This window comes from Streptomyces capillispiralis (genome assembly GCF_007829875.1).
Lineage (GTDB): Bacteria > Actinomycetota > Actinomycetes > Streptomycetales > Streptomycetaceae > Streptomyces > Streptomyces capillispiralis.
The window spans coordinates 6,077,937-6,102,886 of sequence record NZ_VIWV01000001.1 but is presented as its reverse complement, the minus strand read 5'-3'; the positions used below and the strand labels follow the sequence as shown (position 1 = coordinate 6,102,886).

General features: G+C 72.2%; 27 protein-coding genes. 10 read left to right on the top strand and 17 right to left on the bottom strand.

Going from position 1 to position 24,950, the window contains the following annotated elements:
• Positions 1-20: 20 nt before the first annotated feature.
• Positions 21-305: a DUF397 domain-containing protein gene (locus FHX78_RS26585; RefSeq protein ID WP_145869924.1), complete on the bottom strand. Its 285-nt coding sequence runs from the start codon at positions 303-305 to the stop codon at positions 21-23.
• Entirely contained in the window at positions 306-1,166 is an 861-nt protein-coding gene (locus FHX78_RS26580; protein ID WP_145869923.1) for a helix-turn-helix domain-containing protein, read from the bottom strand.
• A 234-nt stretch (positions 1,167-1,400) separates the two neighbouring features.
• Here FHX78_RS26580 and FHX78_RS26575 point away from each other — a divergent pair, with 234 nt between their 5' ends.
• Both FHX78_RS26575 and FHX78_RS26570 read left to right on the top strand, forming a co-directional pair.
• Positions 1,401-2,150: an ATP-binding protein gene (locus FHX78_RS26575; protein ID WP_145869922.1), complete on the top strand. Its 750-nt coding sequence runs from the start codon at positions 1,401-1,403 to the stop codon at positions 2,148-2,150.
• A complete protein-coding gene (locus FHX78_RS26570) occupies positions 2,147-2,587 on the top strand; it encodes a hypothetical protein (RefSeq protein ID WP_145869921.1) in 441 nt (146 codons plus the stop codon). The genes FHX78_RS26575 and FHX78_RS26570 overlap by 4 nt, the downstream gene beginning before the upstream one ends.
• 33 nt (positions 2,588-2,620) lie before the next feature.
• Here FHX78_RS26570 and FHX78_RS26565 read toward each other — a convergent pair whose 3' ends face one another.
• The 3 genes from FHX78_RS26565 to FHX78_RS26555 form a co-directional block, all read right to left on the bottom strand.
• Positions 2,621-2,803, bottom strand: a complete 183-nt coding sequence (locus FHX78_RS26565; RefSeq protein ID WP_145869920.1) for a hypothetical protein — start codon at positions 2,801-2,803, stop codon at positions 2,621-2,623.
• A 156-nt stretch (positions 2,804-2,959) separates the two neighbouring features.
• Complete coding sequence (locus tag FHX78_RS26560) at positions 2,960-3,649, bottom strand: DUF899 domain-containing protein (RefSeq protein ID WP_145869919.1); 690 nt, start codon at positions 3,647-3,649, stop codon at positions 2,960-2,962.
• An 87-nt stretch (positions 3,650-3,736) separates the two neighbouring features.
• Positions 3,737-5,101, bottom strand: a complete 1,365-nt coding sequence (locus FHX78_RS26555) for an amidohydrolase (protein WP_189908679.1) — start codon at positions 5,099-5,101, stop codon at positions 3,737-3,739.
• Between the two features lie 132 nt (positions 5,102-5,233).
• On the opposite strand from FHX78_RS26555, the gene FHX78_RS26550 reads away from it, so the two are divergent.
• Positions 5,234-6,190, top strand: coding sequence for an endonuclease/exonuclease/phosphatase family protein (locus tag FHX78_RS26550; RefSeq protein ID WP_145869918.1), 957 nt, complete (start codon positions 5,234-5,236; stop codon positions 6,188-6,190).
• 13 nt (positions 6,191-6,203) lie between these two features.
• Here FHX78_RS26550 and FHX78_RS26545 read toward each other — a convergent pair whose 3' ends face one another.
• Together FHX78_RS26545 and FHX78_RS26540 are read right to left on the bottom strand one after the other, a co-directional pair.
• A complete protein-coding gene (locus FHX78_RS26545) occupies positions 6,204-8,066 on the bottom strand; it encodes an FUSC family protein (protein WP_145869917.1) in 1,863 nt (620 codons plus the stop codon).
• A gap of 486 nt (positions 8,067-8,552) precedes the next feature.
• Entirely contained in the window at positions 8,553-9,314 is a 762-nt protein-coding gene (locus FHX78_RS26540) for a nucleotidyltransferase domain-containing protein (RefSeq protein ID WP_145869916.1), read from the bottom strand.
• A 213-nt stretch (positions 9,315-9,527) separates the two neighbouring features.
• Here FHX78_RS26540 and FHX78_RS26535 point away from each other — a divergent pair, with 213 nt between their 5' ends.
• A complete protein-coding gene (locus FHX78_RS26535; protein ID WP_145869915.1) occupies positions 9,528-10,415 on the top strand; it encodes an MIP/aquaporin family protein in 888 nt (295 codons plus the stop codon).
• Positions 10,416-10,463: 48 nt separating this feature from the next.
• Entirely contained in the window at positions 10,464-11,981 is a 1,518-nt protein-coding gene (gene glpK, locus FHX78_RS26530; RefSeq protein ID WP_145869914.1) for a glycerol kinase GlpK, read from the top strand.
• Positions 11,982-11,986: 5 nt separating this feature from the next.
• On the opposite strand, the gene FHX78_RS26525 is transcribed toward glpK, so the two are convergent.
• Entirely contained in the window at positions 11,987-12,178 is a 192-nt protein-coding gene (locus tag FHX78_RS26525; protein ID WP_145869913.1) for a hypothetical protein, read from the bottom strand.
• A gap of 172 nt (positions 12,179-12,350) precedes the next feature.
• Here FHX78_RS26525 and FHX78_RS26520 point away from each other — a divergent pair, with 172 nt between their 5' ends.
• Together FHX78_RS26520 and FHX78_RS26515 are read left to right on the top strand one after the other, a co-directional pair.
• The gene (locus tag FHX78_RS26520) at positions 12,351-13,484 is read left to right on the top strand and encodes a glutathione-independent formaldehyde dehydrogenase (protein ID WP_145869912.1); all 1,134 of its coding nucleotides are present in this window, start codon (positions 12,351-12,353) and stop codon (positions 13,482-13,484) included.
• A 212-nt stretch (positions 13,485-13,696) separates the two neighbouring features.
• On the top strand, positions 13,697-14,158 hold the full coding sequence (locus FHX78_RS26515) for a GNAT family N-acetyltransferase (protein WP_145872171.1): 462 nt from the start codon (positions 13,697-13,699) through the stop codon (positions 14,156-14,158).
• Between the two features lie 107 nt (positions 14,159-14,265).
• Here FHX78_RS26515 and pip read toward each other — a convergent pair whose 3' ends face one another.
• Positions 14,266-15,228, bottom strand: coding sequence for a prolyl aminopeptidase (pip, locus tag FHX78_RS26510; protein WP_145869911.1), 963 nt, complete (start codon positions 15,226-15,228; stop codon positions 14,266-14,268).
• 37 nt (positions 15,229-15,265) lie between these two features.
• Complete coding sequence (locus FHX78_RS26505) at positions 15,266-15,982, bottom strand: uracil-DNA glycosylase (RefSeq protein WP_145869910.1); 717 nt, start codon at positions 15,980-15,982, stop codon at positions 15,266-15,268.
• 266 nt (positions 15,983-16,248) lie between these two features.
• On the opposite strand from FHX78_RS26505, the gene FHX78_RS26500 reads away from it, so the two are divergent.
• Positions 16,249-17,007 carry an RNA-binding S4 domain-containing protein gene (locus tag FHX78_RS26500; RefSeq protein ID WP_373313081.1) on the top strand — a complete coding sequence of 253 codons (759 nt, stop codon included), beginning with the start codon at positions 16,249-16,251 and terminating at the stop codon, positions 17,005-17,007.
• A gap of 121 nt (positions 17,008-17,128) precedes the next feature.
• Here the strand turns inward: FHX78_RS26500 and FHX78_RS26495 are convergent, their stop codons facing one another.
• Together FHX78_RS26495 and FHX78_RS26490 are read right to left on the bottom strand one after the other, a co-directional pair.
• Positions 17,129-17,617 (bottom strand): DoxX family protein, encoded by a 489-nt coding sequence (locus FHX78_RS26495; protein ID WP_145869909.1) that lies wholly within the window; start codon positions 17,615-17,617, stop codon positions 17,129-17,131.
• Between the two features lie 94 nt (positions 17,618-17,711).
• A complete protein-coding gene (locus tag FHX78_RS26490) occupies positions 17,712-18,398 on the bottom strand; it encodes a class I SAM-dependent methyltransferase (protein WP_145869908.1) in 687 nt (228 codons plus the stop codon).
• A gap of 168 nt (positions 18,399-18,566) precedes the next feature.
• Between FHX78_RS26490 and FHX78_RS26485 the strand changes: the two genes are divergently transcribed.
• On the top strand, positions 18,567-18,830 hold the full coding sequence (locus FHX78_RS26485; protein ID WP_189908678.1) for a DUF6343 family protein: 264 nt from the start codon (positions 18,567-18,569) through the stop codon (positions 18,828-18,830).
• Between the two features lie 3 nt (positions 18,831-18,833).
• Here the strand turns inward: FHX78_RS26485 and FHX78_RS26480 are convergent, their stop codons facing one another.
• The 5 genes from FHX78_RS26480 to rpsA form a co-directional block, all read right to left on the bottom strand.
• Positions 18,834-19,214: a tetratricopeptide repeat protein gene (locus FHX78_RS26480; protein WP_145869906.1), complete on the bottom strand. Its 381-nt coding sequence runs from the start codon at positions 19,212-19,214 to the stop codon at positions 18,834-18,836.
• A 50-nt stretch (positions 19,215-19,264) separates the two neighbouring features.
• Positions 19,265-19,885 carry a dephospho-CoA kinase gene (gene coaE, locus FHX78_RS26475; RefSeq protein WP_145869905.1) on the bottom strand — a complete coding sequence of 207 codons (621 nt, stop codon included), beginning with the start codon at positions 19,883-19,885 and terminating at the stop codon, positions 19,265-19,267.
• Between the two features lie 29 nt (positions 19,886-19,914).
• Positions 19,915-20,747, bottom strand: a protein-coding gene (locus FHX78_RS26470; protein WP_225252626.1) for an IS5 family transposase whose coding sequence is annotated in 2 segments (ribosomal slippage) — positions 19,915-20,408 and positions 20,408-20,747 — 834 coding nt in all. Because the reading frame shifts where the segments join, the coding sequence is not laid out codon by codon here.
• A 338-nt stretch (positions 20,748-21,085) separates the two neighbouring features.
• Positions 21,086-22,024: a PAC2 family protein gene (locus FHX78_RS26465; protein WP_145869904.1), complete on the bottom strand. Its 939-nt coding sequence runs from the start codon at positions 22,022-22,024 to the stop codon at positions 21,086-21,088.
• Between the two features lie 250 nt (positions 22,025-22,274).
• Positions 22,275-23,768: a 30S ribosomal protein S1 gene (gene rpsA / locus FHX78_RS26460; RefSeq protein ID WP_145869903.1), complete on the bottom strand. Its 1,494-nt coding sequence runs from the start codon at positions 23,766-23,768 to the stop codon at positions 22,275-22,277.
• Between the two features lie 368 nt (positions 23,769-24,136).
• Between rpsA and FHX78_RS26455 the strand changes: the two genes are divergently transcribed.
• Complete coding sequence (locus FHX78_RS26455) at positions 24,137-24,949, top strand: class I SAM-dependent methyltransferase (protein ID WP_145869902.1); 813 nt, start codon at positions 24,137-24,139, stop codon at positions 24,947-24,949.
• Position 24,950: the final 1 nt, after the last annotated feature.

Genomic DNA, 24,950 nt, shown 5'->3' with positions numbered 1-24,950 from the left:
GGTAGGGCGAACAATGGGCCTCAGGACAGCAGGAAATCCGCCTCTCCCGCCTTCGCTCCCTCAATGAAGGCCGTCATCTCGGCGGAGGTGTAGATGAGTGCCGGTCCGTCCGGATCGGTGGACTGGCGTACGGCGATCCGGCCGTCGTCGAGCTTCATCGCCTCCAGGCAGTTCCCCCCGTTGCCGCCGCTCCACGGCTTGTGCCAGCCCTCGCTGCCCAGCTCCCGCGCAGGCATCCCGTTGTAGATCCGCCCGGTACGGACCCGCTGCTGGGGCAGGGATTTCAGGGGCTTCATGAGTTCCATTCACAGCTCCTTGCGGAGATCCCGGAGGATCTCCTTCGTGCGATGTGCCGTGGCGGCCTGCGCCGCCATGCGGTCCATGACCTCGAGGTGGGTCGCCACCTCGGTGCGCGCGTCCAGGTAGACGGCGCCGGTCAGGTACTCGCTGTAGACCATGTCCGGCAGTTCGGGCATGGCAAATCGGAACAGCACGAACGGCCCGTACGTGCCGGGGTGCGGCCCGCCGGCGAACGTCGCGACCTGCAGCGTCACATGGGGCAGCTTCGTGGCCTCGAGCAGCTTGTCGATCTGGGCACGCATCACCTCCGGACCGCCGACCGGGCGGCGGAGCGCGGTCTCGTCCATCACGACCCACAGCCGGGGCGCGTCCTCGCGGGTCAGCAGTTCCTGCCGCTGCATGCGGAGGTCGACATGGCGCGCGATGTCCTCGGGCTGGGTCTGCCCGACGGCACCGGAGCGCAGCACGCCGCGCGCGTAGTCCTCGGTCTGGAGCAGTCCCGGGACGAAGTGGGGTTCGTAGCTGCGGATGAGGGAGGCCGCGCCCTCCAGGCTGACGTACATCGAGAACCAGCCGGGCAGGATGTCGTGGAAGCGCTGCCACCAGCCGGGGCGATTGGCGTCCTCGGCGAGCTGCACGAAGGCGTCGGCCTCGTCGTCGGAGACGCCGTACGCCTTCAGCAGGAGCTGGAGGTACGGGATCTTGAGCGCGACCTCGGCCATCTCCATGCGGCGGACGGTGGCGGGCGCGACGCGGAGGATGCGGGCGGCCTCCTCGCGTTTGAGTCCCGCACGCTCCCGCAGGTCCAGCAGGCGCCTGCCGAGGACGACCTGTCCGACCGTCGGCGCGGACCGGGGTTCGCTCACGCTCCACCTCCCTCGAACAATTCCTGACAGCCCGGCGGCGCCATGCGGAGATCCGTCCGAGGGCCCATCCGGTCGAACATTCTCTCGAATGTCCATTCGAACGGATCTTCGGCGATCCCAACTGGCGCCGCGCGAAGTGCTGTTGCGAGCAGTGTGCCACGGCCGTACAGACCGTCATACCGCACTCTGCATTTTTCAGAGTGACACTTGCCAAGTGTTCACGGCGGGGCGATAGTGGCAAGCGTGATTCCGTCCGCGCCCTTAGGAACAGACGCCGCCGCCGCTGGTTCCATCGGCCTCGGTGCCGCCTCGGGAGCCGTCCCTTCGGGGGCCGCCACCGAACGCCGGTTCCGTTTCGAACTGGCCGCCCATCCGGGTTCCCCGGCTCAGGCCAGACGCCTGACGAGGGCGCGGCTGACCGGCTGGTCGGTGTGCGAGGACACCTGCGACACCGCGGCCCTGGTCGTCTCCGAGCTGGTCACCAACGCCATCGTGCACACGGCGAGCAGCCACATAGTCTGCGAGCTGCACGACAGCGGCGAGCTGGTGCGCATAGCCGTGCGCGACGAGGGCTGCGCCCCGGACCGGCCGCGGGCGAACACCCGGCAGCGGCCGGAGGAGGAGCACGGGAGGGGACTGCTCCTCGTCGACGCCCTGTGCCACTCGTGGGGCGCCCACGAGAACGGCCCCGGACTGCTGGTCTGGGCCGACCTGCCCCGCACGGCGGACGCCCCCCACGCCCCCACGGACACCCCGCGCGACCCCGCGCACGCCCCCGCCCGGCCCGCGGACACCCCGCACGACCCCACCGGCCCCACCGCCCCCCGCGGCGACCTGGGCTGGGGCGCGCGCCCGAAGCCCGCGCCGCCCGGCGGCTCGGACGAGGGCGACGACGCGGACGAGGACGGCCGGCTGCACCGGCCGGCCGGGAACCGGGCCAGGCCCCCGGCTCAGCGCGCCCACCGCGACGGAGGACGGGCGTGACGGGTCCCTCCGGCGCCCGTGTGCTGAGCCTCGACTCGCTGGTCCGCCTCCGGCGCGGACGACAGGCCCCCGGCACCCCCCGGCGACTGCCCGTACCCGACGGGATGACGGCCCCCATGGGCTGCGACGCGGTGGCGGTCCCCGCCCGCTTCGGCCCGCTGGTGATACCCCGGCTGCCGCGCGTGGGCTGTGTCTACGCCGACGAGGCGCACTGGTGGTGGCTGGTCCCCTCCGACTCCGACTACGCCCTGGAGTGGCCGTCCCCCGCGCGCTACGCCGCCGGCGCGGTCCTCGCCGACGCCGACGCCCCGGACCTGCCGCCGCTGATACACCGTCCCGACGGCACGCTCCCCTACACGCCGCCGATACCGCTGTATCTCGCCCTGTGCCGGCTGACGGGGACGACCCCCGCCTGGTCCCGCCCGGTCACCGCGTAACCGGCACCGGACTCCCTCCGCGCCGGCGTCCGCTCACGCCGTCGCGTCACCGGCGCCGTCGCCGCGCACGATCACCAGGAACATGTCGGTGGCGAGGTCCATGACGACCTCGGCGGGCAGGCCCTCCAGGCGCCGCGCGTGCGCGAACTCCTCCGCGGGCCAGGACCCGCGCGGTCCACCCGCGGGAAAGCGTTCGAGCACCGTTCGCCCGTTCACCCTGCCACCTCCATGCCGCGTCGTACTCGTAGAGTTAAACGCCAACCATGGGGTGAACACCTCGCCCGGTGACGGTACTGAGACGTAGTTGACACCCGTTCACCGCCAAGTGTGAGCGGGCTCTCAGCTTTTCGGAGTAATCCGTCACCTTCCGTATCAGTCGTCGTACTCGTCGTGATAGCGGACGGGCTCACTTCCCGCAGGCGTCCCGAGAGCCGACGCGCGCCCCTCGGGTTCCTCCCACTCCTCCTGCCGGCCGAGCGCGGTGAGGTCCAGCAGGCCGGTGGTCGAGCCGAGCCCGTCCAGACCGCGTTCATACGTCGAGTAGGTGTGGAAGACCTGGTCGCCGTCGCGCAGGAAGCAGCTGAGGCCGGGCCGCTCGACGAGCTCCCCGTCCTGTTCGAGGGTCACCTCGAAGTCCACGTTGAAGTCGCCGGAGGGCGCGGAGTACCAGGGCACCGTCCAGCCCATCCGCGCCTTGAACGGCAGGATCCTGGTGTACGGCGCCCGGGAGACGGCCGCGAACGTGGTGCCCCGCGCCTTGAGGTGGGCGAGATGCCCGATCTGGTCCAGGAACGCGGAGCAGCCGCGGCACCCGGCGTCCCACTCGGGGGCGAACATGAAGTGGTGGACGACTAGCTGCTGCCGTCCCTCGAACAGATCGAGCAGCGTGGCCTTGCCGTCGCCGCCCTCGAACACGTACTCCCGGTCGATCCGGACCATGGGCAGCCCGCGCCGCTCCGCGGCCAGTGCGTCCCGGGCGCGGGTGACGACCTTCTCCTTGACCAGCAGTTCCTCCCGCGCCGCGCGCCACTCGGCGCGGGAGACGATCTCCGGAAGCGACATGGATCCTCCTGTACGACGGTCCCGTTGCAGGAGGTGACTTCCGGGCCGTGCGGAACTCATCGCTCGCGCACCGTCTTTTTCCGGGCCTCAGGTGTCGTACTCCTGGATCCGCCGGCCGTGGCTACGGTCGACGAGCGCGGGCAGCCGCTCGTCCAGCTCCCGCACCACCTCGGGGACGTCGATCGTCAGCAGTTCCCGGTCGCGCATGAGGACCCGGCCGTCGACGACGGTCGTACGGACGTCGGCGGCGCGGGCGCTGTGCACCAGGGTCGCGGCGAGGTCGTGCACCGGCTGGGTGTGCGGGCCGGTCAGGTCGACGAGGACGATGTCGGCGCGGCGCCCGGGCGCGATGCTGCCGGCGCTCTCCCCGAGGCCGACCGCGCGTGCGCTCTGCAGCGTGGCGTGGTGCAGGGCCTGACGGGAGGTCAGCCAGCGGGGGTCGCCCTCCGTCGACTTCTGGATCAGGGAGGTGAGCGCCATCGCCTCCCACACGTCGAGGGAGTTGTTGGAGGCGGCGCCGTCCGTGGCGAGTCCGACCGGGACGCCGATGTCGCGCAGCGCGCGCACGGGGGTCGTGGTGGGCCAGGCGAACTTGAGGTAGCCGCGGGGCGCGGTGGCCACGGCGGTACGGCCGGCCGCGCGTGCCAGCAGCGGCAGGTCGCTGTCGACGATGCCGGTGCCGTGGGCGAGGAGCACATCGGTGTCGAGGATGCCGGTGCGGTGCAGGACCTCGACGGGGGTGACGCCGTGCCGGGCCCGGCTGGTCTCGGTCTGGTCGCGGTTCTCGGCGGCGTGCAGATGCACGGGCAGCCCGTGCGCACGGGCCAGTTCGGCGGTGGCGGCGAGGTCGGCCTCGTCCACGGTGTAGGGGGAGTGCGGGGCGAGGGCGGTGGTGATGCGGCCGCCGGCCGTGTCGCGGTGGCGCAGCGCGAACTCCAGTGACCGCTCCCGTCCCCGCACGCCCTGCGAGGAGAAGTACGCCTCCCCCAGCAGCGCCCGCATGCCGCACTCGGCGACCACGGCGGCGACCGCGTCCATGGCGAAGTAGTGGTCGGCGAAGCAGGTGACGCCGCCGCGGATCATCTCGGCGCAGGCGAGCCGGGCGCCCAGTTCGACGTCCCGCTCGGTGAGGTTGGACTCCACCGGCCAGACGACGTCGTTGAACCACTCCTCGGTCGGCAGGTCCTCGGCGAGGCCGCGCAGGGCCACCATCGGCGCGTGCGTGTGACAGTTGACCAGGCCGGGCAGCGCGACCTGCCCGCGGGCGTCGATCCACTCGTCGGCCGCCCGGCCGGCGACCGCGTCCGCGCCGGTCACCTCCGTCACGATCCCGTCGCGTACGACGATCGCCGCGTCGTGCGCGAAGCCGACCGCTTCTTGATCGTCGTGCGTGAGGACGGTGCATCCGGTGATGATGAGCCCGGCGGGACTCTCCACGGCAGAAGGCGTCATCGGGTCAACGTACGACGCGCTCCTCGCCCGGGGTGAGCCGAACCGCGACATCCCGTCGCGGCTCCGTCGCGGGGCGGGCCGGACACGCACCCCGGCCCGAGCGCGGGCCCGCCCACGGCTGAAAGGGGCGCCATGCTCCTCGGCACCTGGAATCTGGAGAACCTCTACCGGCCCGGCGGCCCCTTCGGGCCCGGGGACCGGGCCGCGTACGAGTCCAAGCTCGCCTCGCTCGCCGCCGTGATCACGGAACTCGACCCGGCGCTGCTCGGTGTGCAGGAGGTCGGCGACCCCGGCGCGCTGGAAGACCTGGCCGGAATGCTGGACGACGACTGGCGGATCGCCCTGTCCGGGCACACGGACAGCAGGGGCACCCGGGTCGGTTTCCTCAGCCGCACGGACGTGACGGTGGTCGCCGACACCGCGGCGTTCCCGGCCGGGCTGCATCCCGTGCAGGCGGACGACGCGGGCCCGGCGGCCGGACGGGCGGGCCGCGGCTTCCTGGCGGTGGAGGTGGCGGGCGACGGCGACGGCCCGCCGCTGCGGGCGGCGGTGTGCCATCTGAAGTCCAAGCTGCTGTCGTATCCGGACGGTCGTTTCCACCCGCGGGACGAGGGGGAACGGGCCCGCTACGGTGCCTACGCCCTGTACCGGCGGGCGGCGGAGGCGGCGGCCCTGCGCGCGCTGGCGGACGAGCTGCTGGACGGTGACGGCCGGGAGCGGGACGTGGCGGTGCTCGGCGACCTCAACGACGAGGTGCAGGCGGCGACCACCCAGATCCTGCTCGGGCCGCCCGGGTCGGAGATCGGCACCCCCGGCCACGACCGCCCGGACGACGGCGACGCGTTGCGGCTGTGGGACGTGGCTCCGCTCATCCCCGCCGCGCAGCGCTATTCGCGGGTGAACTCCGGCCGCCGGGAGCTGATCGACCACGTGCTGCTCAGTCACCGGCTGGTGCGGCGGGTGACGGTGGCGGGCACGGGCCTGCCGGACGAGGGCCCGCCGCGGCTGCCGTCCATCGGCGCGGATCCCGCGGAGCGGCGCGGGGTGGCGGGTTCGGACCACGCGCCGGTGTGGGTGCGCGTCGGGTGAGACCGGCGCCGGCTCACCCGGCGACGGGCAGGTCCGGTGGGCGCGGGCCCACGCGGTCGCGGCGGCGGGCGAGTTCGTCCCGCAGCTCGGCGAGCCGCGCGGTGTGCCGGGGGTCGAGGCCGCCGGTGTCGTCGAGGTGGACGGCGCAGGCGGTGGTGGTGTCGACGAGCCGTTCGAGGGTGGCGGCGAGCTCGTCGGCGCCGTCGGCGTGCCGGGCGAGCGTCGGCAGTTCGGCGGAGGCGAGCGCGATGGCGGTACGGGCCTCGGCGAGGGTGCGGTAGGCCTCGCGGCGCAGGGTCCAGCGGGCGGCGCGGTCCCCGGACCCGCCGAGCACGTGGTCGAGGTACGCCTGGGCGGCCCCGCCCGCTTCGGTGAGCCGGGCGCGGATGGCGTCGCCGCGCTGTCCCGGCATCGGGAGGTGGCCGACGACCAGCACGACGGCGCAGGCCAGCAGGGTCTCGGCGATCCGGCCGACGGAGGCCTGGGGTTCGCCGCCCACCATCACCAGGGCGAGCACGAGGACGGTGACGACGGCGGTCTGCGCGGCGAAGTGCCGGGTGGCCACGGGGATCAGCGCCCCGCTGACGGCGACCAGCGCGACGAGCCCCTCCGGCCGGGGCAGCACGGCGGCGAAGCCGGCGAACAGCAGGGCCCCGAGCACCGTTCCGGCGGCCCGGGACAGCACCCGGGAGGCCAGCGGTCCGAGGTCGGGCTTGACGAGGAAGACGGCGGTGGCGGGCAGCCAGTACCAGTGGTCGTGCTGTCCGTACCAGCGGGCGTGGTGCAGGGCCTGGGCGAGGGCGGCGCTCGCCCCGAAGCAGAGGGCGACCCGCAGCCCGTACTCGCGGCCCCGGGCGCCGAGGACGGTGCGCGTCCGGGCGGTCCTGGACCGCTTGCGGCTGTGCAAGTCGCCGCCCTCGGCCCGGTCGAACGCCTCGGCGGCGTGCAGGAGGGCGTCGTCGAGGGCGCGCAGCGCGGGCGCGGACCGGGTGGGCGCGGGCAGCGGCCCGGTGGGGGCACTGCCCCGCACGGCGGCGGCGAGACGGCGGGGTCCCTCGGCCGCGCGGGCGGGTACGGCCTCCTCCGCCCAGGCCAGCGCGGTCGCCGCCTCGGCGAGCGGCAGCGCGGCGGCGTACTGGGCGTGCAGCCGGCGTTCGGCCGCGGAGGAGGCGTACCGCCGCAGCCGGGGTCCGGCGAGGGCGTCCTGCGCCTGGTCGAGGGCGGCGGTGAGCGCGGCCCGGCGTGCGGTGGCCGTCTCCGAGCCGGCCGCGTCGAGGAGCGCCGCGATCGCCTCGTACACCCCGGCGACGGCGTGCCGTTCCCCGTCGAAGCGGAAGTCGAGCCGGGCCCCGGCGAGCGAGCCCGGTGTGGGCAGCGCCAGCCGCAGCAGGAGCAGCCATCCGGCACCGGCGAGGAAGGCGAGCGCCCGCTGCCAGCCCGGCTCGGGCAGCGGCATCCCGGCTCCGACGGCCGTGCCGACCAGCAGCTGGACACCTACGGCGGATCCCACGGGCCCCAGCGCGCTGACTGCGCCGGCGACGAGGCCGAGACCGGTCAGCAGCACGGTGAGCAGCACGGCCGGGACGTGGTCCCCGGCGTACGTCCCCGCGGCCAGCCCGGCCGCCCCGGCCAGGGCGGGCCCGCCGATCCGGCCGACGGAGGCCCGCCGGCTGCCCGGCCGGTCGTTGATCCCGGCGAACATGGCGCCGATGGCGGCGGCGACCCCGAGCGTGGGCCGCCCGCCGAGGACGGCCGCGAGCAGCAGGGGCCCACCGCCCAGCGCGCCCCGCACGACCGCGCTCCAGGGGACCGGTCCGCGTTGGGCTCGCAGGGCATGGGCCAGCCACGGGGGTACGGCGCGGGCGGGGCGGGTCACGGGGCTCCAGTGGTCGCATCGAGGGCGGGGTGAGCTCGCGGGCGACGGTGACCGGGCCGGAAGGGGACGCGTCTCCACCGTAAGCGACGGTGATGCTGGTGAGTGAACGGGCGTGTTTCCCGGAGGTGACGACGGGGGCGGACGGTGGCCGGTGGCTACCCCGTCAGGCCCACGGCGGACACGATGCCCCGTCCCCACGCTCGGCCGGACCCGGCCAGCCGAGAGGGGTGAAGAAAGCAGCGTCACCAGGAATGTGCCCGCGGTACCGGCCGGCGTGAGCGGAGTGGAGTCCATCCGAGCCCTCAAGCGTCCGATCCACCGGGAGGCCCGCTCCGCTCCCCCGGCCGTCACGATGCTCCCACCGTGGCCCAACCCGCGCCGTGAGCAATGCCGTTGACGCCCGCGGGCACGGCCGGTCGCGGTCAGCGCCGTCCGTTCGGTCGGCGCCGTCAGTACGGCCGGTCTCGGTCACTACGGTCGGCGCCGTCAGCGCAGTGTCGCCGCGAACAGGGTCTCCGCGTCGGTGACGGCCGTGGTGAGTGACCTCGGGTCGTCCCGCAGGCGGGCGAGGATGCCGTCCACGGCCCGCAGGCCCGCCCGGTCGAGCAGGCGCTTCTCGTTGGTGATCCATTCTCCGCGCGCGGCCAGCACGGCGTGCCCGGTGTGCAGGGCCGCTGTGGCGACGGCCCCGGCGACCTCGGTCAGACGGCCGTGCGGGGCGTGGTGCGCCCGTGCGTAGGCGAGTGTCGCGGTGGCCGTTCCGTGCCAGCGCTCGGGGGCGGTCGCGCGCAGCGCGTCGGGGTAGGCGGGGCGGGGCAGTTCGCCGCGCAGGACCTCGTTGAGCGCGAGTTCGGCGACCACCAGGTAGGTCGGGATGCCCGCCAGGTGGAACATCAGCGGTTCGACGCGGAAGCGGCCCGCCTCCGCCTCCGCCCGTTCGTGCTCGACGACGTCGAGGTCGCGGTAGTGGACGTCGACCCGGCGCCCGTCGACAGTCAGCCAGGCACCTCCGTTGAAGACGCCGCCGCCCCAGGCGCCGATCTCGGACACCTCCCCTTCCCAGCCGAGGGCGCGCAGGTCGTCCGGGTCGAAGGCGCCCCGGTAGTAGACCGCCAGGTCCCAGTCGCTGTCGGGGCGGTGGATGCCCTGGGCGCGGGAACCGCCGAGGGCTACCGCCCGGACGGCGGGCAGGGCGGCGAGGCGGTCGGCGGTGGCGTCGAGGGACGCCTGGTCCGTACGGGAGTGCATGGGGCTGCGGGCTCCTGTCGGTCGGGGCGGAACACGGCGGACCCGCCAGCGTACGCGGGAGGCCGGACGCCGATGGCCGCGCGCCCGGGAGTGAGCGCCGGCGCATTGCTCTGTTGGGAGGAAATGCGGCCCTCGGCGCGCCCGATCCCCCCGGCGCACCTACGCTTCCGTTGTGGGAGGGAATGCCCGTGCCATTCCAGCCGAGGAGAGCCGATGGCTGAACGCGTTGCACGTCGACGGGGTTATCGAAAAGGCCTCGGCGGTGAGATGCTCGCCGAATTCCTGGGGACATTCGTCCTGATTCTGCTGGGCGTCGGATCGGTTGCCGTCGCGGTCGTCGGTCTGCCGGGATCGGGCCGGCAGGTGGTGGAGTTCGGGCCCGCCAACTGGCTGATCATCGCGTGGGGCTGGGGTCTCGCGGTGGTGTTCGCCATCTATGTGGCCGGCGGTATCAGCGGCGCGCACATCAATCCCGCGGTGACGCTGGCCTTCGCCGTGCGGAGGGATTTCCCGTGGCGGAAGGTCCTGCCGTACTGGCTGGCGCAGGTCGTCGGCGCCTTCGTCGCCGCCGCGCTCGTCTACGCCTGCTACCGGTGGGCGATCGTCGCGGCGGACACCGATGCGGGGGTCCCGCGGGACGAATCCCTGGCGACGTACTCGATCTTCGCCACCTTCCCCGCCGAATACTTCGGGGATTCCTGGTGGGGCCCCCTGCTCGACCAGATCGTGGGGACCGGAATTCTCCTCATGCTGGTCTGCGCCCTCATCGACACCCGTAATACGGCGCCGATGTCGAATCTCCATCCGTTCCTCATCGGTCTGGTGGTCGTCGCGATCGGTTTGACGTTCGGCACCAACGCCGGATACGCGATCAATCCGGCACGCGACTTCGGTCCCCGGCTGTTCACGTTCTTCGAAGGCTGGGGTTCGATCGCCCTGCCCGGCACATTCGGATGGTTCAGCGGTTACTGGTGGATTCCCATTGTCGGCCCCCTCATCGGCGGAGTTCTCGGTACCTGGGTGTACGACCTGCTCATCAGTCCGGTGATCAAGGCCAGGGCGGAGGCGGCCGAGGAAGGCCCCGCCACGGAACAGCCCTAGGGTCCCGGGCGCACACAGGCCCGCCCGGTCACGAGGAGAGGTGGCACGATGCCCGAATTCGTCGGCGCGGTGGATCAGGGCACCACCAGCACGCGCTTCATGATCTTCGATCACTCGGGGACCGAGGTGGCGAAGCACCAGCTCGAGCACCGGCAGATCCTGCCCCGCTCGGGGTGGGTGGAGCACGACCCGGTGGAGATCTGGGAGCGCACCAACACGGTGATCCAGAACGCCCTGCGGGAGGGAGGGCTGTCGGCCACCGACCTGAAGGCCATCGGGATCACCAACCAGCGTGAGACGACCGTGGTCTGGGACCCGCGCACCGGCCGCCCGTACTACAACGCGATCGTCTGGCAGGACACCCGCACCGACAGCATCGCCGCGGCCCTCGACCGCGACGGGCGGGGCGAGGTCATCCGCCACAAGGCCGGTCTGCCGCCGGCCACCTACTTCTCCGGCGGCAAGATCCAGTGGCTGCTGGAGAACGTGGACGGACTGCGCGAGGCCGCCGAGGCGGGCCACGCCCTGTTCGGCAACACCGACGCCTGGGTGCTGTGGAACCTCACCGGCGGCCCCAACGGCGGAGTGCACGCCACCGACGTGACCAACGCCAGCCGCACCATGCTGATGAACCTGGAGACCCTCGACTGGGACGACGAGCTGCTGGACATGTTCGGCGTCCCGCGTGCGATGCTCCCGGCCATCCGCCCCTCGTCCGACCCCGAGGCGTACGGCCAGGCGCGTTCCTCCCGGCCGTTGAGCGCCGCCGTCCCGATCACCGGCGTACTCGGCGATCAGCAGGCCGCGACCGTCGGCCAGGTCTGCTTCTCCCCCGGCGAGGCCAAGAACACCTACGGCACCGGCAACTTCCTGGTCCTCAACACGGGTACGGAGCTGGTGCGTTCGCGGCACGGGCTGCTGACGACGGTGGCGTACCAGTTCGCGGGCAGCCCCGTGATCTACGCGCTGGAGGGATCCATCGCGGTCACCGGCGCGGCCGTGCAGTGGCTGCGCGACCAGCTGAAGATCATCCGCAGCGCCCCGGACAGCGAACAGCTGGCGCGCACGGTGGACGACAACGGCGGGATGTACTTCGTGCCGGCGTTCTCCGGCCTGTTCGCCCCCTACTGGCGCTCGGACGCCCGGGGCGCCATGGTGGGGCTGGCCCGGTACAACACCGCCGGGCACATCGCACGGGCCACGCTGGAGGCGATCTGCTACCAGAGCCGTGACGTGGTCGAGGCCATGGAGCAGGACTCGGGCGTGCACCTGGACGTGCTCAAGGTCGACGGCGGGGTGACGGCGAACGACCTGTGCATGCAGATCCAGGCCGATGTGCTGGGCGTGCCGGTCAGCCGCCCCGTGGTGGCCGAGACCACCGCGCTGGGCGCCGCGTACGCCGCCGGGCTCGCGACCGGGTTCTGGCGCGACACCGACGAACTGCGCTCGCACTGGCAGGAGTCGAAGCGCTGGAGCCCGCAGTGGAGCGAGGAGCAGCGCCAGGACGGCTACCAGGACTGGAAGCGGGCCGTGGAGCGCACCCTGGACTGGGTCAGGGTCGGCTGACGGGGTCAGCGGTCGGCGATGTCCTCGCGCAGACCGTCGGAGAACTCCCACCAGGACAGCGGCAGCCAGTCACCGTCGACGAAGGCGTCGACCGTCGCACCGCGACCACGCACCGTGACGGTCGTGCCCGGCGGGTACGTGGTGCCGGACAGTCCCGGCACGGGAACGAGGAGCGTTCCCAGCCTCTGCGCCGCCATGTCCGCCCCTTCCTTTCCCGGTAAGGCATCCCCAGGCATCCCATGCCATTGCCGTGGATATTACCGGCTTGCCCTATAAGGCAGACCGGAGAATCATGAGATATCGGTCACGCGGAACGTCGGGAGGGACGCGACAACCGGACGTGTACATCATCGAGCGGAGGTCGAAGTCATGAAGGCCGTCGTGTACAAGGGACCGTTCGAAGTAGCGGTCGAAGACGTCGAGAACCCCACCATCCAGCATCCGAACGACGTGATCGTACAAGTCACCTCCACCGCCATCTGCGGCTCCGACCTGCACATGTACGAGGGCCGCACGGCCGCCGAGCCCGGCATCACCTTCGGCCACGAGAACATGGGGACCGTCGCGGAGGTCGGCCAGGGCGTGACCTCGCTCAAGGAGGGCGACCGCGTGGTCATGCCCTTCAACGTCGCCTGCGGATTCTGCACCAACTGCGTCGAGGGATTCACCGGTTACTGTCTGACCGTCAATCCCGGTTTTCCGGGCGGGGCTTACGGTTATGTCGCCATGGGACCCTGGAAGGGCGGCCAGGCCGAATACCTCCGCGTCCCCTACGCCGACTTCAACTGCCTGAAACTGCCGCCGGGAAAGGAGCACGAGACCGATTTCGTGCTGCTCGCCGACATCTTCCCCACGGGCTACCACGGCTGTGAACTGGCCCAGGTCCGGCCCGGCGAGAGCGTCACGGTGTACGGCGCGGGACCGGTCGGGCTGATGGCCGCCTACTCGGCGCTGCTGCGCGGCGCGAGCAAGGTGTTCGTCGTGGACCGGGTCCCGGAGCGGCTGCAGAAGGCCGAGGAGATCGGCGCGGTGCCGGTCAACTTCGCCGAGGGCGACCCGGTCGAGCAGATCCACGAGCAGACCAAGGGCACCGGCACCGACAAGGGCATCGACGCCGTGGGCTACCAGGCGACGGCGCGCGGCACGGACCGCGAGGAACCGGCGACCGTACTGAACTCCCTCGTCCGTACGGTCCGGGCCACCGGAGCGCTCGGCGTGCCCGGCCTCTACGTGCCGTCCGATCCGGGCGGACCGGACGAGCAGGCCAAGCAGGGCATGCTCCTCGTCTCGATCGGCAAGCTCTTCGAGAAGGGCCTGCGGATGGGGACGGGGCAGTGCAACGTGAAGCGCTACAACCGGTACCTGCGGGACATGATCATCGAAGGCAGGGCCAAGCCGAGCTTCGTCGTCTCCCACGAACTGCCCCTGGACCAGGCGCCGTCGGCCTACGACAAGTTCGACAAGCGGATCGAGGGCTACACCAAGGTGGTGCTGCACCCGTAGTGCAGCCGTAGTACACCCCGAGCACACCCGCAGCACACCCGTGCAGCCGTGGTCCGGCGCCGGGCGGCCGGGAAATCCGGGTGCGGCGACGGGCCAGGAGGGCGGACGATCGGCGGGCGACCGATCGCCCGCCCTCCGGCCCCCAGGAGCCCCCGATGATCCAGCGTGTCCCCGTGCCCGGCCTGTTCCCGCCGCCCGACGCACCGGGGCCGATGGCGCAGGTGGTGCTGCGCCGGGCCACGGGTGCGGACGCCCGGGCCGTGGCCGACGTCTGGCTGCGGTCCTTCACCGCCGCCCTGCCGACGGTCGTCAGACCGCACTCCGACGAGGAGGTGCGCGCCTACTTCCGCGACGTGGTGCTCCCGGCGGCGGAGACGTGGGTGGCCGGGGCCGGACCGGCGGGCGGCGGCGCGGTCGTCGGGGTCATGGTGCTGGAAGGGGACGAGCTGTCCCAGCTCTACCTCGCACCGGACCGGCGCGGGCACGGCATCGGCGACCGGTTCGTCCGGCTCGCCAAGGAGCGCCGCCCTCGGGGGCTGAGCCTGTGGACGTTCCAGGTGAACACGCCCGCCCGCCGCTTCTACGAGCGGCACGGTTTCGCGGCCGTCGAGTGGACGGACGGCTCCGGCAACGAGGAGCGGGAACCGGACGTGCGGTACGAGTGGCGGCCGTAGGGACGCATGTGGTGCGGTCGCGTCGGTGCGACGGCGAGCTGTCCGGCGCCCGGCGTGGAACTGTCGGGCGCCCCGGGCGTACGCGTCCCGCGCCGCGCGCGTGGCGGTCAGGCGCCGCGCGCGTAGCGGTCCGTCGCCGCGATCAGGGCGTCGTCGCCGACCGCTCCGGCGTCGTGGCCGGCGTCGTCGACGATCACCAACTCGCTGTCCGGCCAGGCGTGGTGGAGCCGCCAGACGGTGCCGAGGAGGTTGCCGAAGTCGAGGCTGCCCTGGACGAGGGTGCCGGGGATGCCCTTCAGGAGGTGGGCGTCCCGCAGGACCACGCCCTGGTCGTTGCCCTCGCCGAGGAAGTGGTCGTTGCCCCAGTAGTGCGTGACGGTCCGCGCGAAGCCCAAGCGGAACTCCGGGTCCTCGAACCGGGCGACCGAGCCCGGCGGCGCGGGAATCGTCGCCGTCTCCCAGTCCGTCCAGGCCCGCGCGGCGCGTGCGCGGACCTCCGGGTCGGGCGACTCCAGCAGCCTGTTGTACGCGGCGGCCGGGCTGCCGTCGCGCTCACCGGCGGGCAGTCCCGCGAGGAACCGCTCGAAGGCCTCGGGGAAGATCTTCCCCAATCCCCGGGTCAGCAGGGCCACTTCGGCGTTGGAACCGGTGGCGACTCCGGTCAGCACCAGCTCCGACACGACTGAGGGGTGCGTCTGCGCGTAGCGCAGTCCCAGGATCGAGCCCCACGACAGGCCCCACACCAGCCACCTCTCGATGCCCAGGTGGGCGCGCAGCCGCTCCAGGTCCGCCATGACGTGGGCGGTCGTGTTGACACCCATGTCGGTCGCGGGGTCGCTCGCGGGCGGAGTCGACCGTCCGGCGCCGCGCTGGTCGAGCAGCACGATGCGGTACGCGGCGGGGTCGAAGTAGCGTCGGTAATTGGGGCGTACGCCGCTCCCCGGACCGCCGTGCAGCACCAGCGCGGGCTTGCCCCGTGGGTTCCCGCTGGTCTCCCAGTAGACGTGGTTGCCGTCGCCGACGTCGAGCATGCCGTGGTCGTACGGTTCGATCTCCGGATACAGGCCCATCGACGCACCGTAACGCCCGTGGGGCCCGGGACTCATCTCAATTCCGTGCGGCCGGCCCGGCCGCCTCGGCCGCGGTCCGCAGCACCTCCCGGAGCATGGCGGGGGTGAGCCGGCCGGTGAAGGTGTTGCGCTGGCTGACGTGGAAGCAGCCGAAGAGGTGGAGGCCGGGCCCGTCGGGGGCGTCGAGGACGACGTGGGCGCCGTGCGCGAAGGGGGGCTTCGGGCGGGGCACGGTCCAGCCCGCCTCGGCGAAGGCGGGCAGCGTGGCCTGCCAGCCGAGGGCCCCGAGCACGAGCACGGCCCGCACCGTCGGCCGCAGCAGGTGCAGCTCCCGCACCAGCCAGGGACGGCAGGCGTCCCGTTCCGCGGGGGTGGGCTTGTTGGCGGGCGGGGCGCAGTGCACGGGTGCGGTGACGCGTACGCCGTGCAGTTCCAGGCCGTCCCCGGCGTGCACGGAGGTCGGCTGGGAGGCGAGGCCCACGTCGTACAGCGCCTGGTACAGCACGTCCCCCGAGCGGTCCCCGGTGAACATCCGGCCGGTGCGGTTGCCGCCGTGTGCCGCGGGCGCCAGTCCGACGATCAGCAGCCGGGCGTCCGGGGGCCCGAACCCGGGTACCGGCCTGCCCCAGTACGTCCAGTCCGCGAACGCCGCGCGCTTGGTACGGGCGACCTCCTCACGCCAGTCGACCAGCCGGGGGCAGGCACGGCAGCCGGCGATGCGCCGGTCGAGACGGGCGAGACCGCTGGAATCCATACCTCCACGGTAGGCGTCAGGGACCGCACCGAGCTGAGGCGCATCCTTCTGAAACATGCCCATGCCCGTACCCGTGCCCATTCCCATGCCCTTGGACTGAGGCCATGTACCGGGCGACGGTCGGACCCGGCTTCTCCGTACATCGATCCGCCTGTCCTCACCTGATCCGGACCACAGGCCGTAAGGTCGGGAACATGGGTGCGGAGGGTGCGGAGTACGACATGACGGGTGGCGCCGCGGACGGAGAGCAGCCGTTCGGCGGTGGGGTGCCCGTGAACGGCGCTGCCACTGATGACGGTGGTGCTGCTGGTGCTGACAGGACCGAGGGGCCCGAGGGTCCCGAGGGGACTGCCCAGGAGCCGACATCGGCATCGGCCTCGGCATCGGCATCGGCTTCCGTGCCGGCGGATCCGAAGGTCGCCGCGGCTGTGGCCGCTGCGGAGGCGGCCGGGCCGCAGAGCGGTGAGTCCGTCCGCATCGACAGCTGGATCTGGTCGGTGCGCCTGGTCAAGACGCGATCCCTGGGCGCCGCCGCCTGCCGGGGCGGTCATGTGCGTCTGAACGGGGAGCGGGTCAAGCCCGCGCACTCCGTCCGCGTCGGCGACGAGGTGCGCCTGCGGCACGAGAACCGGGAGCGGATCGTCGTCGTCAAGCGACTGATCCGTAAGCGGGTCGGCGCCCCGGTGGCAGCCCAGTGCTACATCGACAACTCGCCGCCGCCCCCGCCGCGCGAGGCCGTCGCTCCTGCCGGAATCCGCGACCGCGGCGCGGGCCGCCCGACCAAGCGCGACCGCCGGGAACTCGAGCGTCTGCGCGGACTGGGCGGACCGGGCGGGCCCGCAGGACCGGGTGGCTTCGGCGGGCCCGGTGGCCCGGGCGGATCGGGCGGGCCGGGCGACCTGGGCGCAGCGCCCGGTGGTGCCGCTGGCCGGAGTGCGGGCGGTGGAGCGGGGGGACGCGGCGGAGGTGCCGGCCGGTCCCGTGGGAGAGGCGGGCGTGCCGGCGGCACTGGCGGACGAGGCTGATCCGGCAACCGGGGCTGATGCGGCGGCCAGGGTGCGCCGGGCGGCGGCACGGCTCGGCCGTGACCGTACGGTGAGCGGCTTCCCCGCCGCCCTCGTCACCCCCGCGCCGGGGAATGAGCCTTCAGCTCTGTCGGCGCAGCAGTCGCAGCAGGTCCGTGTTGTGGCTGCGGCGGGTCCAGGCGATGAGCGCGAGGGGGACGAGGAGGATGAGCGGGGTCGCCGCGTACTGGCCGTCGAGCATCGTGACCTGCACGACGAACGCGCCGACCATCAGCGCGGCCAGCCCCGTCGCGGCCGCCGACTGCAGCACCGGGATCAACAGGCCGATCGCTCCCGCCAGTTCGAGCACCCCGATGGCGTACATGCCCGTACTGCCCCAGCCCATCTCGTCGAAGGTCTCGGCCGCCGAGGAGTGCGCGATCAGCTTGGGCAGCGCGCTCGGGACGGCGAAAAAGAGCGCGAGGAGGGCTTGCAGGGCGCGCAGCGCGATACGGGCACGCCGTCCGCCGACGGTCGCGGACTCGGCGAGGGCGGTCCCGCCGGTTCCGGTGACGCCCGTGGTCCCGGTGGCAGAGGCGGCGGTCGCGGCGGGGGCGGTGGTCTCCGACATGAAGGTCTCCTGGGGAAGCGGTCCGTGATGCTGTCACAGAGGTAGACCGCTTCCCGCCCGCGAACTCATCGCCGCCGACGCGGATTTCGCGCGCTCAGCCGGTGGCCACCGGCACGGCCCTCACCCATGTCCGGTCCGCCGTCAGGTAGCGGTCCACCCTCAGCCCCTCCTCCCCCAGCGCGTCCTCGAACTGCTGCTTCGTCAAGGGCCACGCCCGGAACGTCTGGGTCCAGACCGCGTCCGGGAACTCGTATTCCGCGCGCACCGCGTCGACCCCGTCGCCGACCGGCTCCGCCGACACGATCCGCACGGTGAAACCGGCCGGGTCGACCCGCTCGCGCGGCACATCGCTGTGGTAGTTCTCGCCCTCCCGCTGGATCAGCACGCACCCGCCCTCCGCCAGATGCCGCACGCAGGTGCGCAGCATGCCCCGCCGCACCTCGACGTCCCCCACGTGCACCAGGAAGGAGGCCAGCAGCACCACGTCGAAGGTCTCGCCCAGGTCGATCTCCTCTATGGAGCCCCGGATCGTCCGCGCCCCGCGCACGCGCTCCAGCATCTCGGCGGACTCGTCCACCGCCGTGACCTCGAATCCGCGCTCCAGCAGGGCGTGGGTCACCCGCCCCACTCCGCTGCCCAGCTCCAGGACCCGGGCCCCCGCCGGCACCGCGGCGGCGATGATGTCCGGCTCCGCGCCGACGGGCAGCCGCGAGTAGAGCTCCACCGCGCAGCCGTCAGGGGTGATCGCCCCCGGTCCCGTCCCCTCGTACCCCTCACGCATTTTCCGCTCCATGCCCGCCCAACGGACCGCGTCCGCACACCCGTTCCCTCCGGCCCACAGGTTCACCCGACCGAGTGAGCCCCGGGCTCGGTCCGGGCGGTGAACCGCTCCGTTTCCGGGCACTCGGATCCATGAAGCCGCAGGTCGCAGCCGGGAGTGGTGAGCGTGATGCGTACGGGCAGTGAGCCGACGACCGCGCGCAGTGCGCTGCGGATGCGGTTCTGGCTGAGCGTGTGGGGGGTGGTCTGGACGGTCGCCGGGACGGTGGCGTTCGCGCTCGCGGGGCATCCGGGCTGGGCGCTCGCCTGCGGGCTGCTGTGGCTGATCATCACGGTCGACCTGGTCGTCGTCCTGCGGCACATCCGCCAGGGGCCGCACTACCAGCCGGGCCCCGACGTCCCGCCGTACCAGCCGCCGAGGCGCCGGCCGTAGCCGTCACGCCTCGAAGCGGGCCGCCTTCAGGTACTCCGGGTTGGGGTCCAGGGCGGCCGCCAGCCGGAAGTGGCGCTTGGCCGGGTGCGGGCGGCCCTGCCGCTGGTAGGTGCGGGCGAGCGCGAAGTGGGCGAAGGCGTTGTCCGGCTCGCGCTCCAGGACGAGGGAGAACTCGAGCTCGGCGGGGCGCAGCTGGGCCGCCGCGAAGAAGGCACGCGCGCGCAGCAGCCGGGCGGCGGTGTTCTCGGGGTGGACGTCGATGACACCGTCGAGCAGCTTCACCGCGCCCCTCGGGTCCCGGGAGGCGAGCAGGTGCTCGGCGGCACGGAAGTCGATGACATGCGTCTCCGGCGTACGTCCGGTCGAACCACTGGTCTCGGGCACGGCGACATCCTTCCCTTGCTGAAGGGGTTCAACGCGCCGTCCGGGGGCCGCTATTCCTGCGGGGACTCCCGGGGCGTCCGTGCCCTGCGGACGAGCTCGGCCCACACGTCCTTGACACGCCGTTCCAGCTCGTCGAGGGGGACGTCGTTGTCGATGACGATGTCGGCGATCTCCCGGCGCTGCTCGCGTGTCGCCTGGGCGGCCATCCGCGCCCGTGCGTCCTCCTCGCTCATGCCGCGCCGGCCCACGAGCCGGTCGAGCTGTGTCTCGGGGCTCGCGTCGACCACGATCACGAGGTCGTAGAGGGGGGCGAGGCCGTTCTCCGTGAGGAGGGGGACGTCGTGGACCACGACGGCGTCCGCGGCGGCCGCCTGCTCCAGTTCCCTGGAGCGGGCGCCCACCAGCGGGTGGACGATCGCGTTCAGGACGGCCAGTCTCTCGGGGTCGGCGAAGACGATGGAGCCCAGTTTGGGCCGGTCGAGACGACCGTCCGCGGCGAGGACCTCCTCCCCGAAGGCGTCCACGACCGCCGCCAGGCCGGGGGTCCCCGGTTCGACGACCTCACGCGCGATGCGGTCGGCGTCGATCAGTACGGCTCCGCACTCGACGAGCAGCCGCGACACCTCGCTCTTGCCGGCGCCGATCCCGCCGGTCAGGCCCACTGTCAGCATGGAAGGAAGCCTAGGTCGTGTCCGCAAAGTCAGGGCAGCCAGAGTCTGAGGCAGGCCAGGGTGACCAGGGCCTGGTAGTGGCGGGCGCGTTTGTCGTAGCGGGTGGCCAGGGCTTTGTTGTGCTTGAGCTTGTTGAAGCAGCGCTCGACGACGTTGCGTCGCCGGTAGGCCGCCCGGTCGAGTCGGCAGAGGCTTTCGCCCCTGCGGATGCGGCCGTTGATCTGGTCGATCCGCTCGGGAATCGCCGCCTTGATGCCGCGACGTCGCAGGTAGGTGCGGATCTTCATGGACGAGTAGCCCTTGTCCGCCGCGACCCGCTCGGGCCTGGTTCTCGGTCTGCCGGGTCCGCACCGCTGGATGCGGATGCGGGCCATGACCTGCTCGAACTGGGTGCAGTCGTTGACGTTGCCGGCGGTGAGGGTGAAGGCCAGGGGGCGGCCTTCACCGTCGCAGGCAAGGTGGATCTTCGTGGTCAGCCCGCCACGGGACCGGCCGAGTGCCTCGCCCGGCCAGTCCTGCCCCCTTTTCGGGCTCCCGCAGCGTGCTGATGGGCCCGCACGGTCGTGGAGTCCACGCAGACAACGGTCCAGTCGACCGCACCGACCGCGTCCGAGTGCTGCTGGACGTGGGCCAGAAGGCGGTCCCAGGTGCCGTCTGCAGACCAGCGGCGGAAACGTTCATAGACCGTCTTCCACGGGCCATACCGCTCGGGCAGGTCCCGCCAGGCAGCCCCGGTGGACAGTTTCCACAGGATCCCGTTGACCACCTGCCGGCGATCCCGCACCGGACGACCCATCCGCGGCGGAGCCAGCAACGGCTCGATCACCGCCCACGACTCATCAGTCAGCTCATGACGACGCACCACAAACAGAACAACGACCGAGGCACTTTGCGGACACGACCTAGGGCCTGTCGTTCGGATCATGTCGGCGTCGCGGGGCGGGTGGGCTGAGAGGCGCAGCCTCTGTCAGCCGACCTGATCCGAACGACAGACCCTAGGCGCACCGGTCGACCCCGCCCGGCGGCGGGCGCAGGCTCCGGGCGGTGCGGCCTGCCCGGCGCCTGCCTGCCGCGGTCGGGGGACCGGGTACGCCTGCCTGCCTCGGTCGCGGGATCCGGTACCCGTGTCTGCCGCGTTGTCGTCGGTTTCCGGGTTTCGTCCCGGCACCTCGTCCGTCCGACGCATCCGGCCGGAACCGCCTAGCCGTCTCCCTCGCGCTCCGCCAGGAAGCGCTCGAACTCGCGGCCGATCTCGTCCGCCGACGGGATCTCGACCGGTTCGGCGAGCATGTTGCCCCGGGTCTCCGCGCCCGCGGCGGCGTCGTACTGGTGCTCCAGGCCCTGGACGAGGGCGGTGAGCTCGTCGTCGCCCTCCTGGATCTGGCGGTCGATCTCGGTCTGGGTGCGGTGGGCGTCGGTGCGCAGGGCGTGGGCGACGCCGGGCAGGACCAGTCCGGTGGCGGCGGTGACGGCCTCCAGGGCGGTCAGGGCCGCGTCCGGGTAGGGGGACCGGGCGATGTAGTGGGGCACGTGCGCCGCGACGCCCAGGACGTCGTGCCCGGCCTGCATGAGCCGGTACTCGACGAGGGCCTCGGCGCTGCCCGGGACCTGGGCCTCGTCGAAGACGTTGCTGCTCACCGGGACGAGGTCGGTGCGGTTGCCGTGCGGGGTGAGGCCGACGGGCCTGGTGTGCGGGACGCCCATGGGGATGCCGTGGAAGTTCACCGACAGGCGGACGCCGAGCCGCTCCACGATCTGCTGCACGGCGGCGGCGAAGCGCTCCCACTCCACGTCCGGTTCGGGCCCGGACAGCAGCAGGAAGGGCGCCCCCGTGGCGTCCTGGACGAGGCGCACCTCGATGGCGGGGACGTCGTAGTCGGTCCAGCGGTCGCGGGTGAAGGTCAGCAGCGGACGCCGGGCGCGGTAGTCGACGAGCCGGTCGTGGTCGAACCGGGCGACGACCTGGTGGGGCAGCGAGTCGAGCAGCCGGTCGACGATCTGGTCCCCGGTCTCGCCCGCGTCAATGTATCCGTCGAAGTGGTAGAGCATGACAAGTCCGGCCGATTCCTGGGCGAGCGCCATGTCGACGACGCCGAGTCCCTTCGGCTCCCATGCGTACAAACCCTGCGGATCAAGCACAGTGACCGCTCCTCCTCGTGTCCGTACTGCACAACGTGGCATGCGGCACCGGCATTCCCGGGCGCGGCGCAACTCCCGGGAATCACTCCCGAGGGGCGGGGGCGTATCGCTGTGCGGTGTCCGCCTCGTGGCGCGACCGCCGCTCGCGGCAGGCGCCCGGCCCGCCCGGGGGTCTTCCGGGCAGCACCGAGGGGCCGCACCTCGAAAGGTGCGGCCCCTCGGTTACGGGCCAGGCCTCAGCGGCGAGCGATCAGCTCTGGCCGCCGGCCAGCTTCTCGCGGAGCGCGGCGAGCGCCTCGTCCGAGGCCAGCGCACCGGAGTTGTCCGGGCCCTCGGAGGAGTACGAGCCACCACCGGACGCGGCCGGAGCGGCGGCCTCGCCACCCTCGGCAGCGGCCTTCTCGTCCGCCTCGCGGGACTTGATGACCTGCGCCTGGTGCTGCTCGAAGCGCTGCTGCGCCTCGGCGTACTGGGTCTCCCACGCCTCGCGCTGGGTCTCGTAGCCCTCGAGCCAGTCGTTGGTCTCGGGGTCGAAGCCCTCGGGGTAGATGTAGTTGCCCTGGTCGTCATACGACGCGGCCATGCCGTAGAGGGTCGGGTCGAACTCGACCGTCGACGGGTCGGCTCCGAAGGCCTCGTTGGCCTGCTTCAGCGAGAGGCTGATGCGACGGCGCTCGAGGTCGATGTCGATGACCTTGACGAAGATCTCGTCGTTGACCTGGACGACCTGCTCCGGGATCTCCACGTGGCGCTCGGCCAGCTCGGAGATGTGGACCAGACCCTCGATGCCCTCGTCCACGCGGACGAACGCACCGAACGGAACCAGCTTCGTGACCTTGCCGGGCACGACCTGGCCGATCTGGTGGGTGCGGGCGAACTGCTGCCACGGGTCTTCCTGGGTCGCCTTCAGCGACAGGGAGACACGCTCGCGGTCCATGTCGACGTCGAGGACCTCGACGGTGACTTCCTGACCGACCTCGACGACCTCGGACGGGTGGTCGATGTGCTTCCAGGACAGCTCGGAGACGTGGACCAGACCGTCGACGCCACCCAGGTCCACGAAGGCACCGAAGTTGACGATCGAGGAGACGACGCCGGACCGCACCTGACCCTTCTGGAGGGTGGTGAGGAAGGTCTGGCGGACCTCGGACTGGGTCTGCTCCAGCCAGGCACGGCGGGACAGGACCACGTTGTTGCGGTTCTTGTCCAGCTCGATGATCTTCGCCTCGAGCTCCTTGCCCACGTAGGGCTGGAGGTCGCGGACACGGCGCATCTCGACCAGGGAGGCCGGGAGGAAGCCGCGGAGGCCGATGTCGAGGATGAGACCACCCTTGACGACCTCGATGACGGTACCGGTGACGATGCCGTCCTCTTCCTTGATCTTCTCGATGGTGCCCCAGGCACGCTCGTACTGGGCGCGCTTCTTCGAGAGGATCAGGCGGCCTTCCTTGTCCTCCTTCTGGAGGACCAGGGCCTCGATCTCGTCACCGACGGCGACGACCTCGTTCGGGTCGACGTCGTGCTTGATCGAGAGCTCGCGGCTCGGGATGACACCTTCGGTCTTGTAACCGATGTCGAGCAGGACCTCGTCCCGGTCGACCTTCACGATGACGCCGTCGACGATGTCGCCGTCGTTGAAGTACTTGATCGTCTCGTCGATCGCGGCGAGGAATGCTTCCTCGTTACCGATGTCGTTGACCGCTACCTGCGGGGTGGTGGCGGTGGTCTCGGTGCTGCTCGTCATGTGGGAAAGGGCTCCGGTACGGACATTGAAGTCGTAGGTACTGCTACGCCGGGAGCCCGTTTCGCTCTGCAGAAGCCGGACAGCCAAGGAAGCGTCGAACCAGTCGAACTGGTGATGACGCCTCGAGAACCGAGGGGACATACAACAGATGCGAGCGCAGCCTGCTACGTCTGAGGTGCGCAGGCCCGCAGCGCAACTTGTAGCATACGGGGGCAGCCGGGCAGGGTCAATGCGCGAAGCCGCCCACCCGGGGCGGATCGCCGCATAACCGGCACAATTCCCGTCTCCCGAGGCCATGTAGGGGCCCGTGGCGCCCTTCGGCGACACGCCGGGGGCCGGCTGGACGGAAGAGTACGACGAGGGAGCCGATCATCCAAGAGCCCGAAGCGCCCGAACCGGAGGCGACCCGGCGGGACGCCGGAGTCACGGAAAGCTCACGAGCCAACCGGGGGTGGTGGGACCGCAATGCGGACGAGTACCAGATCGAGCACGGCACGTTCCTCGGCGACGACCGCTTCGTGTGGGGGCCCGAGGGGCTGGACGAGGTGGAGGCCGAGCTGCTCGGCCCGCCGGAGGAGCTGAAGGGGCGGGACGTCCTGGAGCTGGGCGCCGGCGCGGCGCAGTGCTCGCGCTGGCTGGCCGCCCAGGGGGCGCGCCCGGTGGCCCTGGACATCTCGCACCGGCAGTTGCAGCACGCGCTGCGCATCGGCGGGCCGTTCCCGCTGGTGTGCGCCGACGCGGGCGCGCTGCCGTTCGCCGACGGCTCCTTCGACCTGGCCTGCTCGGCGTACGGGGCGCTGCCCTTCGTCGCCGATCCGCGGCTGGTGCTGCGCGAGGTGCGGCGGGTGCTGCGGCTCGGTGGCCGGCTGGTGTTCTCGGTGACCCATCCGATCCGCTGGGCGTTCCCGGACGAGCCGGGCCCCGAGGGGCTGAGCGTGTCCGGCTCCTACTTCGACCGCACGCCGTACGTGGAGCAGGACGAGGACGGCCGCGCGGTGTACGTGGAGCACCACAGGACGCTCGGCGACCGGGTGCGCGACGTCGTCGCCTCGGGGTTCCGTCTGGTGGACCTGGTGGAGCCGGAGTGGCCGGTGTGGAACACCTCGGAGTGGGGCGGCTGGTCCCCGCTGCGCGGCAACCTGATCCCGGGTACGGCGATCTTCGTGTGCGAACGGGACTGAG

Bases quoted from the DNA above. Each gene is read 5' to 3' on its own strand.
- FHX78_RS26585 (WP_145869924.1), bottom strand. From the start codon at position 305: ATGGAACTCATGAAGCCCCTGAAATCCCTGCCCCAGCAGCGGGTCCGT.
- FHX78_RS26560 (WP_145869919.1), bottom strand. From the start codon at position 3,649: ATGTCGCTTCCGGAGATCGTCTCCCGCGCCGAGTGGCGCGCGGCGCGG.
- FHX78_RS26555 (WP_189908679.1), bottom strand. From the start codon at position 5,101: ATGACGCCTTCTGCCGTGGAGAGTCCCGCCGGGCTCATCATCACCGGA.
- FHX78_RS26550 (WP_145869918.1), top strand. From the start codon at position 5,234: ATGCTCCTCGGCACCTGGAATCTGGAGAACCTCTACCGGCCCGGCGGC.
- FHX78_RS26540 (WP_145869916.1), bottom strand. From the start codon at position 9,314: ATGCACTCCCGTACGGACCAGGCGTCCCTCGACGCCACCGCCGACCGC.
- FHX78_RS26535 (WP_145869915.1), top strand. From the start codon at position 9,528: ATGGCTGAACGCGTTGCACGTCGACGGGGTTATCGAAAAGGCCTCGGC.
- glpK (WP_145869914.1), top strand. From the start codon at position 10,464: ATGCCCGAATTCGTCGGCGCGGTGGATCAGGGCACCACCAGCACGCGC.
- FHX78_RS26525 (WP_145869913.1), bottom strand. From the start codon at position 12,178: ATGGCGGCGCAGAGGCTGGGAACGCTCCTCGTTCCCGTGCCGGGACTG.
- FHX78_RS26520 (WP_145869912.1), top strand. From the start codon at position 12,351: ATGAAGGCCGTCGTGTACAAGGGACCGTTCGAAGTAGCGGTCGAAGAC.
- FHX78_RS26515 (WP_145872171.1), top strand. From the start codon at position 13,697: ATGGCGCAGGTGGTGCTGCGCCGGGCCACGGGTGCGGACGCCCGGGCC.
- pip (WP_145869911.1), bottom strand. From the start codon at position 15,228: ATGGGCCTGTATCCGGAGATCGAACCGTACGACCACGGCATGCTCGAC.
- FHX78_RS26505 (WP_145869910.1), bottom strand. From the start codon at position 15,982: ATGGATTCCAGCGGTCTCGCCCGTCTCGACCGGCGCATCGCCGGCTGC.
- FHX78_RS26495 (WP_145869909.1), bottom strand. From the start codon at position 17,617: ATGTCGGAGACCACCGCCCCCGCCGCGACCGCCGCCTCTGCCACCGGG.
- FHX78_RS26490 (WP_145869908.1), bottom strand. From the start codon at position 18,398: ATGCGTGAGGGGTACGAGGGGACGGGACCGGGGGCGATCACCCCTGAC.
- FHX78_RS26485 (WP_189908678.1), top strand. From the start codon at position 18,567: ATGCGTACGGGCAGTGAGCCGACGACCGCGCGCAGTGCGCTGCGGATG.
- coaE (WP_145869905.1), bottom strand. From the start codon at position 19,885: ATGCTGACAGTGGGCCTGACCGGCGGGATCGGCGCCGGCAAGAGCGAG.
- rpsA (WP_145869903.1), bottom strand. From the start codon at position 23,768: ATGACGAGCAGCACCGAGACCACCGCCACCACCCCGCAGGTAGCGGTC.